Below are 17,665 nucleotides of genomic sequence, written 5' to 3'. Positions count from 1 at the left end.
CGACAGCGCACGGGCGGCCGGTCGCAAGTAGGGTGACGACGCAGTATGCGGGGCGGCAGCCAGCGGAAACAGCCGGCGCGGCGTCGGAGATTCCGTGAAGCATCGGTTGATCCGGGCCCCTGCGCGGCATCGCCGCCGATGCACAACGCCCGGCAAGCACACCGTCATCGGACACGAGGAGCGCGTCAGCGGTATGGGACGGCTACGGCAGGCGGGGGCAGATCTGTGGGACCGCTTCATTGCCTCCGATCCCGGGTTGATCCGGCTGCTGTCCGCGTTGAACACAGTCGGCGCGATCATTGTCACGCTCGGCGTCCTGGCGGCCCTTGGCACTTCGGTGACGCTTCTGGTCGCCGGGGCGCTGGCCGCCATGGTGTCCTCCTTCGCGATCAGCGAGCCGCGGCTCCGGGACCAGGCGGTGACCCTGGCCCTGGGGCTGCCGACGGCACTGGCATCGGTGAGCCTCGCGACGATACTGACCCCTTACCGCATCACCGCTGACCTGGTGTTCATCGCGTTGATCTTCGCCGCCGTCTACGTCCGGCGGTTCGGGGAGCGTGGCACCAGCCTGGGAGTGATCGCCTTTCAGCTGTTCTTCGTCGTGCAGTTCCTCCGGGCCGGTACGGCCCTGTTGCCGAAGCTGTGCGAGGTCGTGGTGATCGCCTTCTGCAGCTCCGGGTTCGTCCGCTTCGGCGTACTGCGGGCCACCCCCGACCGGGTGCTGGGACAGCTGCAGCGAGCCTTCCGGGTGCGCCTGGCCCGGGTCCTCGACGCGTATATCGACGTACTCGAAGCAGAGCCCGAGTCGGTGCCCACCGACCGGGCCGCCGCCGAGCTGCACCGGCACCTCACCCGGCTGCACAGGTGCGCCCTGATGATCCAGAACCGGCTGGAGTCCGGCGCCCATGACCCCAAAGTGGCCGATCTGGTCCAGCGCCGGGTGGCCGAGGCCGAGATCGCCGCGGAGCGGCTGGGCATCTTGCTGCTGCGGGCCCTGCGGCAGGACGACGCCGACTACACACTGACCCTGCACCTGCCCGGCCATCCCCCCGGGACGAAACCGGTGCCCGGCCCCGGCGAAGGGCGCGACGCCGCCGCCCTGCGGAAGCTGGCGGCAGAGCTGCGCGCGCTGCGCCTGCTCATCAGCCGCACCCCCCAGGAGAGCGCCGGAACCGGCAACGCCTTCGTACGCAACCGGCTGCTCGGCTACCGCGACGACGAGCGGATACCGGACGCCTCACCGGCGGTGCAGGACGCCTTCCGGGCGGTCGGCGAGTTCGCCCGGGCCATGCTCGGCCTGCGGATGGTGCTCGAAGAAGACGGCGTCTCGGCCGACGACAGCCCGGAGACCGTACGGTCGCGCGAGGAGCTGGAGGCGGAGGACGCCCTGGCGACGGCCGGAGAGGACAGGGAGGAACCGGAACACCGGACCGGTCTGTCCCGTCCGTCCACCCGCGCCGCCTTCCAGGTCGCGACCGGCTCCGCGCTGGCCATCCTCGGCGGCGAGCTCCTCTCCCCGCAGCGCTGGTACTGGGCCGTACTGACCTGCTGGGTGGTGTTCATCAACACCTCCTCCACCGGAGAGATCCTGATCAAGGGCTACCGGCGGCTGATCGGCACGGTGGTCGGTGTCGTCGCCGGGCTCGGGCTCGCAAGCCTGGTCGGCGGTGACACCTGGCTGGCCTTCGCGCTGGTGATCATCTGCGTGTTCGGCATGTTCTTCACCGCGCCGCTCTCCTACACGCTGATGTCGTTCTTCGTCACCATGATGCTGGGCCTGCTGTACACGCTGCTGCACACCTTCAGCCCCGCCGTGCTGGTGTTGCGAATCGAGGAGACGGCGCTCGGGGTCACCTGCGGGCTGATCGCAGCCGTACTGGTGCTGCCGGTCCACACCCAGGACCGGACCGACGCCCAGTTGCGCGAGGTCCTGCAGCAGCTGCGCGAGGTAATCGCCCAGGCTGTCGCGCAGCTGAGCGGCGCCCCCGCCGGCGACCTGCTGGACAAGGCCCGCGACCTCGACATCGCCCTGGACGGCCTGAACCGGACGCTGAAGCCACTCACCCACCCGAACAGCCCGCTGCGCACCCGGCGGCGCAACGCCCGCTACATTCTGGGACTGCTGGAAACCTGCGCCTACCACGCCCGGAGCCTGGCAGCCACCGCTGAACAGATCCCGGACAGCCTGCGGATCGGCGCCGATCCGCGCCTGGCGGAGGCGGCGCGCCGGATCGACCACAACCTCCAGACGCTGATCCGCCATCTGGCCGGCAACGGGGACAAGCACGCCAGACTCGAGAGCGAGCCGAGCATCGCGTCGCTGCTGAAGTCCGCCGACGGCGCGGACCGGGAATCCCCCGACGGCGACGTGCACTCCACCGTCACCCTGCGGGTGCTGCGCCACCTGCAGCGCCTGGACGAGCTCATCCTGGGCCTGGCCCGGCCGCTCGGCCTGACCACCTCGGACGGCGAGCCGCAGGAGAGCGGACGGCGGCCGAAGCCTCCGGAGCGGATCTCGGCATAAGAGGCCGCGCAAGGGCCCGCGCAAGGCCGGGTAGGTAAAAATCCGCCTTGCATGACCAACCTTTACTTGTCTCTCGCAACCACTTGCCCAGAGTCCGGTGTCTCTCGCGATGTCGGATCTCCGACGAAGTGACGCGGGAGGGAACACGGGCGTGGGACGGATCAAGAGCAACCTCGGGGTCGCACTACTGGTCGGCGCGATACTGGCAAGCGCGAGTGCCTGCGGCGGCAACGCCTCGGCCTCCGCCGCGAAGTCGTCTTCGCAAGCCGGTACGGGCAGCAACTCCGGTTCCAGCGCGAGTGCGAGCCCCTCGCCGACCCGGCCGCCCGGGCCACCGATGCTGCTGAACACGATCACCCCGCTGACCGGCGCCAGCGTCGGGGTCGCCATGCCGATCTCGGTCGTATTCACCAACCCGGTGGCCTCCTCGGCCCGGGCCACGATCGAGCGGCACCTCAAGCTCTCCACCTCGGCGCCGGTCAACGGCGCCTGGCACTGGTTCAGCAGCACCCGGGTCGACTGGCGGCCCGAGAAGCACTGGCCGTCCGGCACCAAAGTGACGCTGAACGCCGCCCTGGACGGCGTGAGCGACGGCAACGGCCGCTACGGCACCCACAGCTACCAGCACAGCTTCACCGTCGGGGCCGACGTGGAGGCCACCGTGTCCGTGCCCGGCCACTCCATGAAGGTCTACCGCGACGGCTCGCTGGTGCGCACGATGCCGATCGACGCCGGCAGCCCCAGCTTCCCCTCATGGGACGGCACCATGGCAGTGATCGACAAGCAGAGCGAGGTGCGGATGACCTCCTGCAGCGTCGGCATCACCTGCGACAAGAGCAACCCCAACTTCTACGACCTGACCCTGCCGTGGGACGTCCATCTCACCAATTCGGGCACCTACATCCACTACTCCACCGGGGACCCCTACCCGGGACACAGCTACGGCTCGCACGGCTGCGTCCACTTGTCGCTGTCCGACGCCAAGTGGTTCTACAACTACGTCAAGCAGGGCGACCCGGTCACCATCACCGGATCCCCGCGCGGCAAGGCCGCCGGGGACAACGGCTACGCGGACTTCAACCTCTCCTGGTCCCAGTGGCTGGCGGACAGCGCCGCAGGGCAGCAGACGACCGGCACCGCTTAGAAGCCGCGCGAATAGGTGGGGCGCGGTCAGATCAACGACGGGGGCCTTGTGCCCACTTGGATCAGTCCAGGTGGGCACAAGGCCCCCCGTCGGTCTGTCCTGACAGGGACATCTGCCCAACCGTCCGGGAGGGGAGAGCGGGGCTGCCGCTCCTCGCTCTCCCCCACGGGGTTGGCCGTCTTCCGCCGATAGACGTTGTGCTGAACGGACCACCACATAGGGTGATGTCAGCCGCGACAACAGGCAGGAGAGGCACGCGCCAATGGATGACGGAGACGTTCCCGGGATAGACCCGAACAAGCCGAGCATCGCCCGCACCTACGATGCTCTACTGGGAGGCAAGGACAACTTCGCCGTGGACCGTGCCCTCGCCGAGCGCTTCATCACGGACATGCCCGGTGCCCAGGCGATAGCACTGGACAACCGTGCGGTCCTGGTGCGTGCCATCCGCGAGATCGTCCTCACCACCCCGGTGCGGCAGTTCCTGGACTTGGGCAGCGGCCTTCCCACTGCGGACAACGTGCACCAGGTGGCGCAGCGCCACGCGCCCGACGCCAGGGTGGTGTACGTGGACAGCGACCCGGTGGTACTCGCTCATGGCCGGGCTCTGCTGGAGGAGAACGACCAGACCACCGTGATCCAGGCGGATCTGCGCGACCCGGGAGCGATTTGGGAGCAAGCGCGCGATTTCCTCGACTTCGACAAGCCGGTCGCTGTCATCCTCAGCGCCATCCTGCACCACATCAATGACGACGAGGACCCGGCCGGTCTTGTCCGCTACTGGCGCGAACACGTGTCGGCCGGCAGTTACTTCTTCGTCAGTCACTTCCGCAGCGAGAACGATCCCAGAAGCGCCGAGATGGAAGCAGTGCTCCAGGCATCGCTCGGCCGGGGGCGCTGGCGCACCAACACAGAGATCGAGGCGCTGCTCGACGGGCTGCAGATCCTGCCGCCCGGCCTCGTGCCGTGCGCCGAATGGAAACCCGACCAGCCGCACGGAGTCCCGGCCCTGTCCGCTGCGCGGCCGGAACTCACTGTCTGGGAACGGCTGATCGTCGCCGTGCTGGCTCGCAAACCGTGAACGGCGCGCTTCCCGCCCGTCAATGACACACCTCTGCGATTGTGCGGCGCAACTGGCGGATGCCTTCGCGGAGCTGGTCGGTGTTCGCGGCGCTGATGTAGCTGAGCCGTAGGTACGGTGCCGGCGGCTCGGCGGCGAAGTACGGACGGCCGGGGGTGACCGCGACACCGGCCCGCAGTGCGGTGGCGGCCAGCGCGCGCTCGTCGGCTCCGGCCGGCAGCCGTAGCCAGAGGTGGTATCCGCCCTGCGGGATCCGCTCCCCCAGCAGATCCGGGAGTTCTTGCCGGAGTGCGGTGACCATGGCGTCCCGACGGCTGCGCAGGGTGTCGGCCAGCGCGCGGAGGTGGCTTCGCCAGGCGGGGGAGCCGACGAGTTCGAGGGCCGTCTCCTGCAGCGGACGGGGAACGAAGAAGCTGTCGACCACCTGGCTCGCCCGTAGCCGTTCCATCGCCGGTCCCCGGGCCGTGAGTGCCCCGACCCGCAGATTGGGGGAGGTGGCCTTGGTGAGGGAACGTATGTGGACGACCACGCCGTCAGGGTCCTGGGCGGCCAGTGGTTGGGGAAGCGGAGACGAGCCGGCGTGGGCCAGGCGGCGCGCGAAGTCGTCCTCCACCACGAAGGCACCCGCTGCCCGCGCGATACGGAGCACTTCGAGCCGTCGCTCCGGGGACAGGGTCGTGCCCGTGGGGTTCTGGAACAGCGGCTGGCAGACGAACACCCTGGCCCGCGTGGCATGGATCGCCTCCTCCAGCAGGTCGGTCCGCACCCCGTCCGCGTCCACCGGGACGGGAACCGGCCTGAGCCCGGCGGCCCGCGCCACGGCCAGCGTTCCGGGGTAGGTGGGCGATTCGACGAGCACCGCTGCTCCAGGCGCGGTCAGCGAACGCAGTGCGGTGGTGAGCGCGCTCTGGCCGCCCGCCGTGATGAGGACGTCGGCACCGGCGAGGGCGCCGTCCGCCCCCGCGATGTCCCTGGCGAACCAGGCCCTGAGGTCCGCGATCCCCTCCACCGGAGGGCGGTCCCACGTTCCCGGCCGGCGCCCCGCCCTGGCGAGGGCGCCGGCGAGGGCGCGCTCCGGCTGCAGGGAGGGATGCAGATAGCCGCCGTTCAGGTCGATCACGTCGAGAGGCGGGGTGGCGAGGGTGGCCAGCAGCCCGGAGGCGTCCGGGCCCCGGGGGCTCCCGGCCGCCGGACCGGAATCGGAACCGGAACCCGAACCGGCGCTGAGCGCCACTTCCTGCCACGACACGTCCCCGGACGGCTCAGGCCCGGCGTGCGGCACGACGCGGAAGACACCCGCACCGGGGCGAGAGGTCACCGCCCCTTCGGCGACCAGGACCGCGATCGCGCGTGACACCGTCACCGGGCTCACCTGATACCGCTCCATCAGCGCCCGGTTCGACGGCAGTTTCTCACCTTCGGAGTAGTGCCGAAGATCCCGCCGCAGAGTATCTGCCAGATTCCCCGCACTGCTACTCTGTTGCATGACAGTACAGGATAGCGCTACTCCCCGACGGACGGTAGCGGTAAACAGCGGGACCCTCCTCGCCGCCCTGGGAGTGCTCGCCTTCTCCTTCAGCTTTCCCGCCACGGCATGGGCCCTGACCGGATTCGGCGCATGGGCGGCCACCGGCCTGCGCGGGGTCCTCGCCGCCCTGCTGGCGGGCGCCTGCCTGGCCGCCTACCGCGTCCCCGTCCCGGAACGGCGACACTGGCCTGGGCTGCTCACCATCGCCGGCGGATGCGTCATCGGCTTCCCGCTCCTGACCACCCTCGCGCTCCGGACATCATCGACCGCCCACTCCGCCGTCGTCATCGGCGCCCTCCCGCTGGCCACCGCCGCCATCTCCGCCGCCCTCACCGGAGCCCGGCCCTCCCGGCTGTTCTGGTGCGGAGCGGTGACCGGCGCCGGCGCCGTCATCGGCTTCGCCCTGCAACAAAGCCACGGCGAGCCGACGGTCGCCGACCTCTACCTCCTCGGAGCGCTCCTGGTCTGCGCCGCCGGGTACGCCGAAGGCGGCCGCCTTTCCCGCCACATGCCCGGATGGCAGGTCATCGCCTGGGCCGCAGTCGCGGCACTGCCGGTCTCCGCCCTGACCGCCGCCCTCGCCCTGACCTCGGAACCGGTCCATATCACCGCCCGGGCCGTCGCGGGCATGGCGTACATCGCCGCGATCTCCCAGTTCGGAGGCTTCGTCGTCTGGTACCGCGGCATGGCCGCCATCGGCGTCGCCAAAGCCAGCCAACTGCAACTCGCCCAGCCGCTCATCACTTTGCTGTGGTCAGTCCTGCTCATGGGCGAGCACGTCTCCCCCATCGCCCCGATCACCGCCGCGATCGTCGTCGCCTGCATCGCGGTGACTCATCGTGCGCGCAGCTGACCACCCGCCCCCTGACACCTGCGGGGTGCCGTCGGACCGCCTCGCCTAGCGGTGGCGGGACAGCGGTAGCGGTTCGTCGGCGCGCTGGTTGGCGACACCTTCGGCGGGGATGCCGCGCCAGCTCGTGCCCGGCGTGAGGCGCTCACCCTTCATGAGCAGCGACAGCGCGCCGAGCCGGACGCGCTCGCCGACCACGGCGTCGTAGAGCACGACCGCGCGCGTACCGACGCTCGCGCCGACCTGGACCGTGACTACCGACATCTTCATGACGCGGTCTTCGAACAGGTGCGTCTGCAAAGACACCCCCATACCGACAGCGGCGTCGTCGCCGACCACCACCAGGTCGAACTCGGTGAGGAAGGTGGTACCGATCCAAGTGCCCCTGCCGATGCGGGCGCCGAACCCGCGCAGCACCAGTGGCAGGAACGGCGTCCCGACCAGGAAGCCCACCCCGGCAGGTACCGCGGCCGCCTCGTACAGGCCGGTGACGAACTCGGTACGCCGCACGAACCAGCTCCACAGCGGTTCGACCCGCGGCCGGTAGGTCCCGACGACCAGGCGCTTGACCACGGCGCAGTACACGATCACCGCAAGCCCCGTGCCCATCGCGAGCACCGGCGACATGAGCACCGGCGCCAGCAGTCCCCGGCTGTGAGCCAGGCCGGACAACGCCAGCAGGTACAGGTAGGCGCTCAGGGCCAGCACCGATGCGGGCATCGTGGTGCGGAAGAACTCGGTGCCCAAGCGTTGGAGCACCGCTTTGCGGGTCGGCCGGAACGTACGCTCCTCGGGGAAGGAACCGCTGCTCTGGCGCACCGGCAGGCGTATCGCGGGCGAACCCAGCCACGAGGTGCCGTCGGGCACACCGTCCTGCGGCGGGACCGTGCCCACTCCGACCAAGGACCCTGGTCCCATCTGTGTTCCGGCAGGTATGAACGAGGCATTGCCGACGAAGGCCCGCCGCCCCACCTCGGTCGGACCGAACGCGACATGGCCTGCCGCATAAGTGGCGGCACCGACGCTGGCCAGGTCCGCGACGAAGCTGCCGTCGCCGAGGGTGAGCAGGTTCGGGTCGAGATGCGCGGCGGTGGCAACCTCGGCGCCGCGACCGACCCGGGCACCGAGCAGCCGCAGCCACGGCACCGCGTAGAGGGTGGCGTAGAGGGAATTGGTGAAGGTGAGGCTGAACTCCAGCAACTTGTCCGTCACCCACTTGCGCACGCCGAGCGAGGAACGCACCGGACGGATGCCGATCGGCACCTTCGGCAGGATCAGGCGCTTGCCGACGGCGACCACGCAGCAGACGGTGAGCACATACACCGGACCGGACAGCGTGGTGGCGGCAATGCCTCCCACAATGCCCCAGCTCAGCGATGCCCACCAGAACAATGCGACGGACGGGAGGATCATCATGAGCTCGGTGATCTCCAGGAACGCCAGGCCGAGCAGCGCGGCGGCCAGATGGCGCGGCCGCCACCGGTCCGCGCTGCGGTGAGCGCGCAGCATGGTCTCCACGCCGGGTGCGAGAGCGTCGATCGGGCACGGCGGGGATCCCGCCCAGCGCGCTCCGGCGGGCACCGCCTCGTCGTCCTGGCCGATGACGGACTGCTCGCCGAGCCCGGCCCGGGCTCCCATACGCGCGCCGGGGTCGAGGACCGCGTTAGCTCCCACGAAGGCGTGCGGGCCGATCTCGATCGGGGCGACCGTCACCCAGCCGTCCCCCACCAGCCACGGGCGCAGTGAGACTCCGTAGCCGACCGAGGCGTCACCGCCGATGCGCAGCATGGTCGGCAGGTTGACCATGCTCGTGGCGATCGTGGTGCGCGGTCCGATGCGCGCGCCGAGCAGCCTCAGGTAGACGGCCATCATGGGGGAACCACTGAGCACCGGCAGCGGGCTGACGCTCAGCAGCAGGTTGACCGCCCACAGCCGTAGGTAGACCCAGCCCCACAGCCGGTAGCGGCCCGGCCGGATACCTGCCGTCAGTGGACGCACAAGCACCACCGGTACGATCCAGCGCACGACGAGATAGCCGGCGAACGCGCTGATCATCAGCTGGACCGACGACTGGGCCTCGATCCGGCCGCCGTGCCGGCTGTACACGAAGGACACCGGCAGGGTGAGTGCGAGCAGCAGCAGGTAGATCGTCCCTCCCTGTGCCACCCCGGCGGCCGCGATCCGGCCGCTGCTGTGGCGGATCGGTTCCGGGCGGGGTGGCGCGGCCGATCGCGCCGTACGGGCCGGGGCGCGCAGCAGCGCCGCGAGGCGGGCCACGGTCGGGTTCGCGTAAAGATCGCGCAGAGCGGGACTCGCGCCGATGCCCCGGCCGCGCAGCAGCGACACCGTCTTGGCCGCGAGCAGGGAGTGACCACCGAGATCGGTGAAGAAGTCCGCCTCGGCCGACAGTGTCTCGGGCTCGATCCCGAGCACCTCTGCCCAGGTGTCCCGTATCCGCGTCTCGAGCTCGCCTTGGGCGGCCACCACCCGGCCGCCGGCCGCCCGGAGACGGCGGGTCGGCGCGGGCAGCCGCTTGCGGTCCACCTTGCCGCTCGGCAGGGCCGGGAGCTGGGGGAGGATGTCGAGAAAGGACGGCACCATGTATGCGGGCAGCTTGCGCCGCAGATGCCCGTGCAGCCGGGTGACGAGCTCCTCGCTATCGTTCGTGCCGCCCGGTGCCGGCACCACGTAGGCGGACAGCTCGCCGCTGCCCCCGTCCGCCTCGGGCCCGGCGACCACCGCGGTGACCGCCTCGGCCACTCCGGGATCTTCCAGCAGCACGTTGTCGATCTCGCCGAGATCGACCCGGTACCCCCGGATCTTCACCTGGGTGTCGGCCCGGCCCAGGAACTCGATCTGCCCGTCCGCGGTCATCCGGCCCAGGTCCCCGGTGCGGTAGAGCCTGCTGCTCCGAGGTGCCAGGGGGTGCTCGATGAACCGGTCGGCGGTCAGTTCCGGCCGCTCGACGTAGCCGCGGGCGACGCCAGGGCCGCCGACGCAGATTTCACCGACCGCGCCGTCGGGTACGGGCCGACGCCTCTCGTCGAGCAGCACCACCGAGTAGGTCGGCAGCGGCTTTCCGATGGTCACGGCCCGGCCCGGCAGCAGCTCCCCCCAGGTCGCGGTGACGGTGGTCTCGGTCGGCCCATAGGTGTTGAGCATGCGGCGCCCCGGTCTGCTCCACCGCTCGACGAGCGGACCGGGGCATGTCTCACCGCCGACCACGACGCTGCGGATGTGCGGGAGCTCCTGCGGGATCGTCTCCAGCAGGGTCGGCACGCAGTACAGCATCGTGATCTCACGGTCTTCGAGGAAGTCGCCGAGCTCGGCGCCGAGCCACCCGGAGCCGGGCGGGCCCGCGACGACTATGGCTCCGACCGACCATGTCGGCCAGATCTCTTCGATGGAGAAGTCGAAGGAGATCGTCATGCCCTGGTAGACCCGGTCGTGCGGCTGCACGTCATAGATCCCGGAGATGACGTCGAGGAAGTTACAGATGCTCGACTGGGCGATCTGCACGCCCTTGGGTCTGCCGCTTGATCCAGACGTATACATGACATATGCCAGCGGATCGCCGTCTCCCCAGCCGGGCGCGGAGGCGTCGGGAGGCGGGCGAGTGGTGGGTAGGCGCGCGAGTTCGCGAATGCACGAGTCCAGCTCGATCACCCGGCACGAGAGCCCTTCCACGCCTGACATGAGACCGGACGTCGTCAGCACCGCGTCGACTCCGGCGTCCGCCGCGATGTAGGTGGCCCGGCCCGGCGGCGAGGCCGGGTCGATCGGCACGAACGCCGCACCGGCCTTCCCCACCCCGAGCAAGGAGACATACATGTCCACCGATCGCGGCAGCAGGATCGCGACCCCGGCACCCTGGCCGATGCCGAGACCACGGAGGTAGCGGGCGAGCTGATTGGCCCGCGCGTCGAGCTCTGCGTAGGTCAGTGCGTGCTGCTCGCACTCGAGCGCTGTCGCCGCGGGCGTACGGTCACACGTGGATTCGAAGAAGTGATGCAGCCGCTTACCCGCTCCTATCGGCAACGTTCCACTCGGAATAACGCGCATCTCTATTCCCCGTTTCCGTTCCCCCCTTCCGTTCCCCGCTTCCTTCACCGCTTCGCGAAGACAGGACGCAGGGACGGGGGGCTGTGACCCGTCCTTCGTGTGGACCCGGTGCGGCGGAACGGTGGGTGGCCATGTCTCCATCCCAACACCGATCACCAGCTATTGCATCTGTGGGCCTCCCCTCGCCGGGCTCGCGTCCGCACGTTTCCCCGGTTCCACAGCCCCTGGAACCGTTCCGTGGGGCGCGGCTCGACCCCGGCGACCAGAATCCCGAGGTGCAGGCGCAGGATGGAGAACCCGCCGGAGTACTCCTTCCCGTCGGCGATCTCCTGGTGTCGCCCTGAGCGGTAGCTGCCGCAGCCACGCCGTCCAGGGCGAAGCCGGTGACCGCGGGTGCCGCAGCGGCTACGGCCGACCAGCGCAGGAGATCCCTGCGAGTGAAATCACATCCAGGCATACGTCCTGGATTAATCGCGGGCGGTGAACGTGCCATGAACGGCATCGCCCCACAGGACGGCGATCACAGCTCGGGGACAGGGAGGATCGCTCGGCGCTCGGGTGCGGATCGCCGGCTCTGCTGACCCCCCCGTTGCGCTGCGGTGTCGTAACGATCCATTTGGTTCCCGACGGACAGAAGACAAAAACTATCTGTTCCTGATAGGAAATGTGCACACTTCTGGTTTAAGGGGGAGGATTCCTGAGCGCCCAGTCGCACGGATGCGCCCGCCGCCAGAGTGAGGCTTCGACCACCGTTCCTGCCCACGGGTATGACGGAGCATCAGTTTCTAGGGGAGAGATTCTGCATGGCCAAGAAGGTCCACGCCGCGCCGGGACGTCCCGGACCCGCGGCGGGCAAGACCGGCAGACGGGCCAGGGTGATCATGGCGGCGTCCACCGCCGTCGTCGCCCTCACCGTCGTCACCGCCACCGCCAATTCCGCGGTCGCCCAGGGGGGCACGGCCGGATCGAACGCGCCCAAGCGAATAGGTACGGCCCCGCGTGCCCCGGCCGGCGCGACCGCGACCGGCGCGACCGCCTCGGGAACCACGCTGCATCTCAGCGTGAACCTCGCCCCGCGTGACCCGCAGTCACTCGCGGACTTCGTCACCGCGGTATCCACCCCGGGCAATTCCCTGTACCACCACTACCTGGCCAAGGGGCAGTTCGCCTCGGTCTTCGGCCCGACCCAGGCCACCATCACCGAGGTCTCCCAGGCGCTGAAGACGGCCGGCCTCACCCCCGGCAAGGTCAGCTCGGACGGCCTGTCCATCCCGGTCACCGCCACCGCCGCGAAGGCGTCCCACGCCTTCGACACCGGCTTCCGGAACATCCGGCTCAAAGACGGCACCACGGACTACCTGAACACCTCGGCCCCCGCGCTGCCCGGATACGTAGCGGCGTCGGTGACCGGGATCGTCGGCCTGAGCAACTTCAACGCCATCACCAGCCACCACTCTGCGGTGCGCAGCGCGAGCAAGCCCAGCGCTGCCGCCGGACGCAGCTCGAACACGGTGGCCCCCCACGCGTACAGCCCGGGGCTGTGCAGCGACATCACCAGCCCGTTCCCCGGCTCCATCGACGGCACCGACTACTACAGCCCCGGCAAACTGGCCGGCGCCTACAAGATGACCAGCTCCGCCACCGCCGGTGCGGGACAGACCGTGGCCGTGTTCGAGCTGGAGAACGTCGACGCCGCCAGCATCGCCGCGTACCAGTCCTGCGTGGGCACCAACACCTCGGTCTCCAACGTGTTCGTCGATACGACGTCAGGGGCCGGCGCCCCACCGACCGACGGATCGGTCGGCGTGGAGTCGGCGCTCGACATCGAGGACCTGATCGGTCTGGTGCCGGGCGCGAGCATCATCGACTACCAGGGCCCGGACGCCACGTCCGCGACCGACCAGAACGTGATCGACGTCTACCAACGGATGGTCACCGACGACCAGGCGCAGGTCATCTCCACCAGTTGGGGTGAGTGCGAGGGCGTCGAGAGCAGCGCGACCGCGAACGCCGAGAACACCATCTTCGCGGAGGCCGCCACGCAGGGCCAGAGCGTGGTCGCCGCCTCGGGCGACAGCGGCTCCAGCGACTGCTATTACCAGAACGGCTCCACTGCCAAGGCCGTCGACGACCCCGCGAGCCAGCCCTACGTCACCGGCGTCGGTGGTACCACGATGACCACCTCGGGCAGCACCACGACGCAGAAGACGTGGAACGTCAATGGTGGTGCCACTGGTGGCGGCGCCTCCTCGCGCTGGGCTCCCGTGGTCTACCAGGGCGGCATCGCCGCCACGACCAAGCGTGCCGTCCCGGATGTCTCCGCCCTGGCGGACCCGTACACCGGCTATCCGATCTACTACCAGGACGACGCCCGTTCCACCAACCCCTCGCCCGACATCATCGGCGGCACCAGCGGTGCGGCTCCGACCTGGGCCGCCGCCATCGTCCAGGCCAACGCCGGCACGGCCTGCCAGGCCAACGGCCAGGTCGGCTTCCTCAACAACGCCCTCTACAAGGCCGCGCGGAGCAGCTACCCGACGAACTTCTGGGACGTCACCAGCGGCAACAACTCCGTGTACGCCACCGGCTTCACGGCGGCGGCCGGCTACGACCAGGTCACCGGCCTGGGCTCGCCCAAGGAAACCGGCCTGACCACCGCGCTGTGCGCGGCCAAGGGCACGGCGGCCACCGGCGCCTCCACCTTCCACCCGCTCAGCAGCCCCAAGCGTCTGCTGGACACCCGTAACGGCACCGGCTGGGGCCTCAGTTCCATCCCGTCCACCAAGCCCCTGGTCGCCGGCGGCACCGCCCCAGTCAAGGTCGAGGGCGTCGGGGGGATCCCCAGCAGCGGCGTGACCGGTGTCGTGCTCAACCTCACGGTCACCGGCACCACCGGCGCGGGTTCGGTGATTGCCTGGGCCGACGGCACCCGCAAGCCGTCGACCAGCAACCTCAACTGGACCGGCGCGAGCCAGACCATCGCCGCCTCGGCGACCGTCAAGGTGGCTGGTGACGGCGTGGTCGACCTCTACACGAACAGCGCCACCCACCTGATCGCCGATGTCCAGGGCTACTACACCAGCGGTACCACGGGGTCCAACTACACGGCGCTGACACCGGCCCGCCTGCTGGACACCCGCTCCAAGGTCGGCATCCCCACCAACACCAAGATCTCCAACGCGGTGGTCAGCCTCAAGGTCCGCGGCCACGGGGGCGTGCCGACCGGCGCCACCTCCGTGGTGCTCAACCTGACGGCGACGCAGACTGTCGGCGGGGGCTACCTGGAGGCCTACCCCGAGGGCGCCACCCGCCCGACCGCCTCCAACGTCAACTGGTCGGCCACCGGCACCACCATCCCCAACCTGGTGGTCGTGCCGATCGGCAGCGACGGCAACGTCAGCCTCTACGTCCACGGCACCAGCCACGTGATCGCCGACGTCTCCGGCTACTTCTCCACCAGCGGCTCGGCTTTCGACACGGTCACCCCGCTGCGCCTGCTGGACACCCGTAAGACGACGCCGCTGGGCTCGGGCAAGACGCTGGCCCTGCAGATCTCCGGTGCCGACGCCATTCCAACCGGCGTCAAGGCCGTCGTGCTGACCGTCACCGTCACCGGCACCACAGGCTCCGGCTACCTCACCGCCTGGGCCGACGGCGGCAGCCGTCCGACGGCCTCCAACCTGAACTGGGTCAAGGGCAAGACGATCTCCAACCAGGTGATCGTGCCGGTCGGCTCCAACGGCAAGGTGGACTTCTACACCAACAGCACCACCAACGTGATCGCGGACGTGGCCGGCTACATCGGCTGACGCGTAGCGACGCCACAGCGGCGATGCCCCGCCGACCACCGCTTGAATTCTGGTGGCCAGCGGGGCATCGCCATTCCCGGGCGGCGAAGAGGCCGGCAACCGGCACCTGCGGGAGTCAGAGTTCGCCGCCCCACGCTTCTTCGCCTCCGACTCACCCATCCGTTCCCGGACCGGCTCCCCGGCCAGAGCCGCATGACGAGCCATCAGCCACGAGCTGGGCGGTCAGCGTGCCGAAGTAGCGGCGGTACATCGCAGCGAGATCGACGGTCTCAGGGTCCAGCAGCCACTGAACGGCCGCGCCCTCCAGAAACGCTGCGACCTCGACCGCTGTCGCCTCCGGGTGGGCGTCGGGCCGCAACTCGCCCGCCTCGATCCCCTCCCGAACGGACTTCGCCAGCAACTCGCGCAAAAGCCGGTTCCTGCGCAGGAAGTAAGAATGCAAAGGGGCGTCGCCATTCAGGTTCTCCACCGTGAGCGTGATCTGCAAGGCGAGGAGCTCCGGGGCGGCGGAGGACATCTGTTCCGCGTGCTGGACCATCCGGGTCGCGGCGGCGTGCCATCCCGGGCTGACGAGGTCGTCGAGCCTGGCCAGTGACTGAAGGTCCATTTCCTCCAGCACGGCCTGAAGCAGACCTTGCTTGGTGCCGAAGTGGTGGGTGATCAACGAGGTGGGTGCCCCGGCCACTGCCGCCACCGCGGCCAGCGACGTTCCGCGGTAACCCTGCCGGGCAAACAGATCCATGGCCGCGTGGACGATCTCGCCGCGCCGCTCGACGCCGCGCCGCTGCACCTGACCTTTGACCCCGACCATGGATCGAGCATAGCTGCGGGACTCTTTTGACTGTATGGTCGTACAAGAAAATGGCATCTCCCCAGCGGAACACCTCATCCGAAGGAAGATCGCGGACGACCATGACCAGCAGGCAGCAACTCACCGTGCGCACGGCTATATACATCGCCGCCGCCCCCGAACAGGTCTGGAAGGTCCTCATCGACCTTGCCGGCTACCGGCAATGGCACCCGAGTATGGAGCTTCTCGGCAGATCGGACGGCGACGACCAGCCCTTGCGGGAAGGCTCCGTCCTGCGTCTGCGCACCAATCGCGGAACCGCCCTGGAACTCGACTTCGAGGTGACCGTCACCGAAGTGCTCGAGGGCAGCACGCTCGCGTGGCAAGGAGGTGATCCCGAAGTCTTCTTCGGCCGCCACACCTGGACCCTGACATCCGAAGGGGAGGGCACCCGCGTGGTCAACGAGGAGACCTTCACCGGGGCGATGGCCGAGGCGGTATTCGCGGAACACCGCCACACACTCGAAACCCAGTACGCAGCCGGCGATGCCGCGCTCAAATCAGCGGCCGAGAACCCAGGTACCTGACCGCGCTGACCGGGGTTTCCCGGTTCCCCGAAAACCCCGGCCGTATGACGGTTACCGCACCGCCGTGGTCGGCGCGACACCCACGGGCACCTCACGCGCCGCCGGGATCGGTCGCGCCAAGCGCGCGCCCACGATTCCCGCCACGCTGGTGAGCACGATCCAGCCCGCGACCGGCCACCAGTGGCCGGCTCGCGCGAACAGCGCTGTCGCGATCAGAGGGGCCAGCCCGCCGCCGATGATCGTGCCACCTTCTCGTCCGATCGAGACGCCGCTGTAGCGGATCCGGGTGCCGAACATAGCGGTGAAGTAACCGGGTTGGATCGCGTCGTTGGAGGCGTTGACACCCGCGATCATCACCGTGGTCGTGACCACGATGAGCAGTGCCGACTTCGAGTCGAAAGCCATGAAGAGCGGGAAGGCCAGAAGAGCGGAGGCGACCAGGCTGCCTGTCATGATCCCGGTGTAGCCGTGCCGGTCGGCCAGGGCTCCCCAGAAGGGCGATGCGATGGCGGCCGCAGCGGATCCGACCAGCAGCGCGGTGAGCGTGACCCAGTTCCGCATGCCCAGGGTCGTGGTGGCGTACGAGAGGCAGAATACCGAGATGGTGTAAAAACTGGTGTTCTGGCCGAGCCGCACAGCTGCTACGCCACCGCCGCCATCGGCGCGGACGGCACCATCAACCCCGGCCTGTCCCTGGGCGGAGATGTGAACGGCCACTGCCACGACTACGCCCAACTGGCGAACGCCAACACGTACTCGCGCGAGAAGTGCAACAACGGCTGGTGCGCGGTCGTGTACGCCAGCTACTTCGAGAAGGACCAGGCCACTCTGGGGCCCGCGGCCATTGGGCACAGGCACGACTGGGAGCACGTCGTGGTGTGGATCAACAACAACCAGGTCCAGTACGTCTCGGTGTCGCAGCACACCAGCTATCAGGTGTCTGCCGCCTCGTCGGTGCGCTTCGACGGAACCCACCCGAAGATCGTCTACCACAAGGACGGCGTCTCAACTCACGACTTCCGCTTCGCGAACACCAACGACGAACCGCCGGAGAACGCCACCGGCGGCTGGTTCTACCCGCGCCTCGTCGGCTGGGAAGGATACCCGGCCGGTTTTCGCGACAAACTTATGAACGCCAATTTCGGCTCGGCCACCATCAAAATCACGGACGGCACCTTCAACTCCACCCTCGCCAACTCCATGCCTTCCGGAATTCCGTTCGACCCCAACGCCTGACATATTCCGCACGACGGCGGCCGACCCCAGATGCGATGGGGTCGGCCGCCGCAG

General features: G+C 69.2%; 11 protein-coding genes and 1 pseudogene. 7 read left to right on the top strand and 5 right to left on the bottom strand.

Going from position 1 to position 17,665, the window contains the following annotated elements:
- The first annotated feature begins 193 nt into the window (after window positions 1-193).
- The 3 genes from FCI23_RS29855 (at window position 194) to FCI23_RS29845 (ending at window position 4,749) form a co-directional block, all read left to right on the top strand.
- Complete coding sequence (locus FCI23_RS29855) at window positions 194-2,524, top strand: FUSC family protein (protein WP_136727103.1); 2,331 nt, start codon at window positions 194-196, stop codon at window positions 2,522-2,524.
- Between the two features lie 151 nt (window positions 2,525-2,675).
- Entirely contained in the window at window positions 2,676-3,668 is a 993-nt protein-coding gene (locus FCI23_RS29850; RefSeq protein ID WP_246144152.1) for a L,D-transpeptidase, read from the top strand.
- A gap of 262 nt (window positions 3,669-3,930) precedes the next feature.
- The gene (locus tag FCI23_RS29845; RefSeq protein WP_136727055.1) at window positions 3,931-4,749 is read left to right on the top strand and encodes an SAM-dependent methyltransferase; all 819 of its coding nucleotides are present in this window, start codon (window positions 3,931-3,933) and stop codon (window positions 4,747-4,749) included.
- 19 nt (window positions 4,750-4,768) lie between these two features.
- Here the strand turns inward: FCI23_RS29845 and FCI23_RS29840 are convergent, their stop codons facing one another.
- On the bottom strand, window positions 4,769-6,235 hold the full coding sequence (locus tag FCI23_RS29840) for an aminotransferase-like domain-containing protein (RefSeq protein ID WP_136727054.1): 1,467 nt from the start codon (window positions 6,233-6,235) through the stop codon (window positions 4,769-4,771).
- Here FCI23_RS29840 and FCI23_RS29835 point away from each other — a divergent pair.
- Window positions 6,234-7,130 carry a DMT family transporter gene (locus FCI23_RS29835; protein WP_136727053.1) on the top strand — a complete coding sequence of 299 codons (897 nt, stop codon included), beginning with the start codon at window positions 6,234-6,236 and terminating at the stop codon, window positions 7,128-7,130. The genes FCI23_RS29840 and FCI23_RS29835 overlap by 2 nt on opposite strands.
- Window positions 7,131-7,175: 45 nt before the next feature.
- Here FCI23_RS29835 and FCI23_RS29830 read toward each other — a convergent pair whose 3' ends face one another.
- Both FCI23_RS29830 and FCI23_RS63930 read right to left on the bottom strand, forming a co-directional pair.
- On the bottom strand, window positions 7,176-11,189 hold the full coding sequence (locus tag FCI23_RS29830; protein WP_136727052.1) for a Pls/PosA family non-ribosomal peptide synthetase: 4,014 nt from the start codon (window positions 11,187-11,189) through the stop codon (window positions 7,176-7,178).
- The gene (locus FCI23_RS63930; RefSeq protein ID WP_407646045.1) at window positions 11,146-11,646 is read right to left on the bottom strand and encodes a twin-arginine translocation signal domain-containing protein; all 501 of its coding nucleotides are present in this window, start codon (window positions 11,644-11,646) and stop codon (window positions 11,146-11,148) included. The genes FCI23_RS29830 and FCI23_RS63930 overlap by 44 nt, the downstream gene beginning before the upstream one ends.
- Before the next feature lie 346 nt (window positions 11,647-11,992).
- Between FCI23_RS63930 and FCI23_RS29820 the strand changes: the two genes are divergently transcribed.
- Window positions 11,993-14,998 (top strand): S53 family peptidase, encoded by a 3,006-nt coding sequence (locus FCI23_RS29820; protein WP_169316987.1) that lies wholly within the window; start codon window positions 11,993-11,995, stop codon window positions 14,996-14,998.
- Window positions 14,999-15,149: 151 nt separating this feature from the next.
- On the opposite strand, the gene FCI23_RS29815 is transcribed toward FCI23_RS29820, so the two are convergent.
- Window positions 15,150-15,809 (bottom strand): TetR/AcrR family transcriptional regulator, encoded by a 660-nt coding sequence (locus FCI23_RS29815; RefSeq protein WP_169316986.1) that lies wholly within the window; start codon window positions 15,807-15,809, stop codon window positions 15,150-15,152.
- Between the two features lie 101 nt (window positions 15,810-15,910).
- Here FCI23_RS29815 and FCI23_RS29810 point away from each other — a divergent pair, with 101 nt between their 5' ends.
- On the top strand, window positions 15,911-16,375 hold the full coding sequence (locus FCI23_RS29810; protein WP_169316985.1) for an SRPBCC domain-containing protein: 465 nt from the start codon (window positions 15,911-15,913) through the stop codon (window positions 16,373-16,375).
- Window positions 16,376-16,426: 51 nt separating this feature from the next.
- Here FCI23_RS29810 and FCI23_RS60260 read toward each other — a convergent pair whose 3' ends face one another.
- A complete protein-coding gene (locus tag FCI23_RS60260) occupies window positions 16,427-17,092 on the bottom strand; it encodes an MFS transporter (RefSeq protein ID WP_169316983.1) in 666 nt (221 codons plus the stop codon).
- Here FCI23_RS60260 and FCI23_RS29800 point away from each other — a divergent pair.
- Window positions 17,015-17,611 (top strand): annotated as a pseudogene (locus tag FCI23_RS29800) (NPP1 family protein); the annotation flags it as partial. The gene FCI23_RS60260 and the pseudogene FCI23_RS29800 overlap by 78 nt on opposite strands.
- Between the last annotated feature and the right edge of the window lie 54 nt (window positions 17,612-17,665).

It is taken from the genome of Actinacidiphila oryziradicis, from assembly GCF_005047355.1.
In the GTDB taxonomy this organism is placed as follows: Bacteria; Actinomycetota; Actinomycetes; order Streptomycetales; family Streptomycetaceae; genus Actinacidiphila; species Actinacidiphila oryziradicis.
Note: the sequence above shows the minus strand (reverse complement) of the source record. Positions and strands in the feature narration are given on the sequence as shown.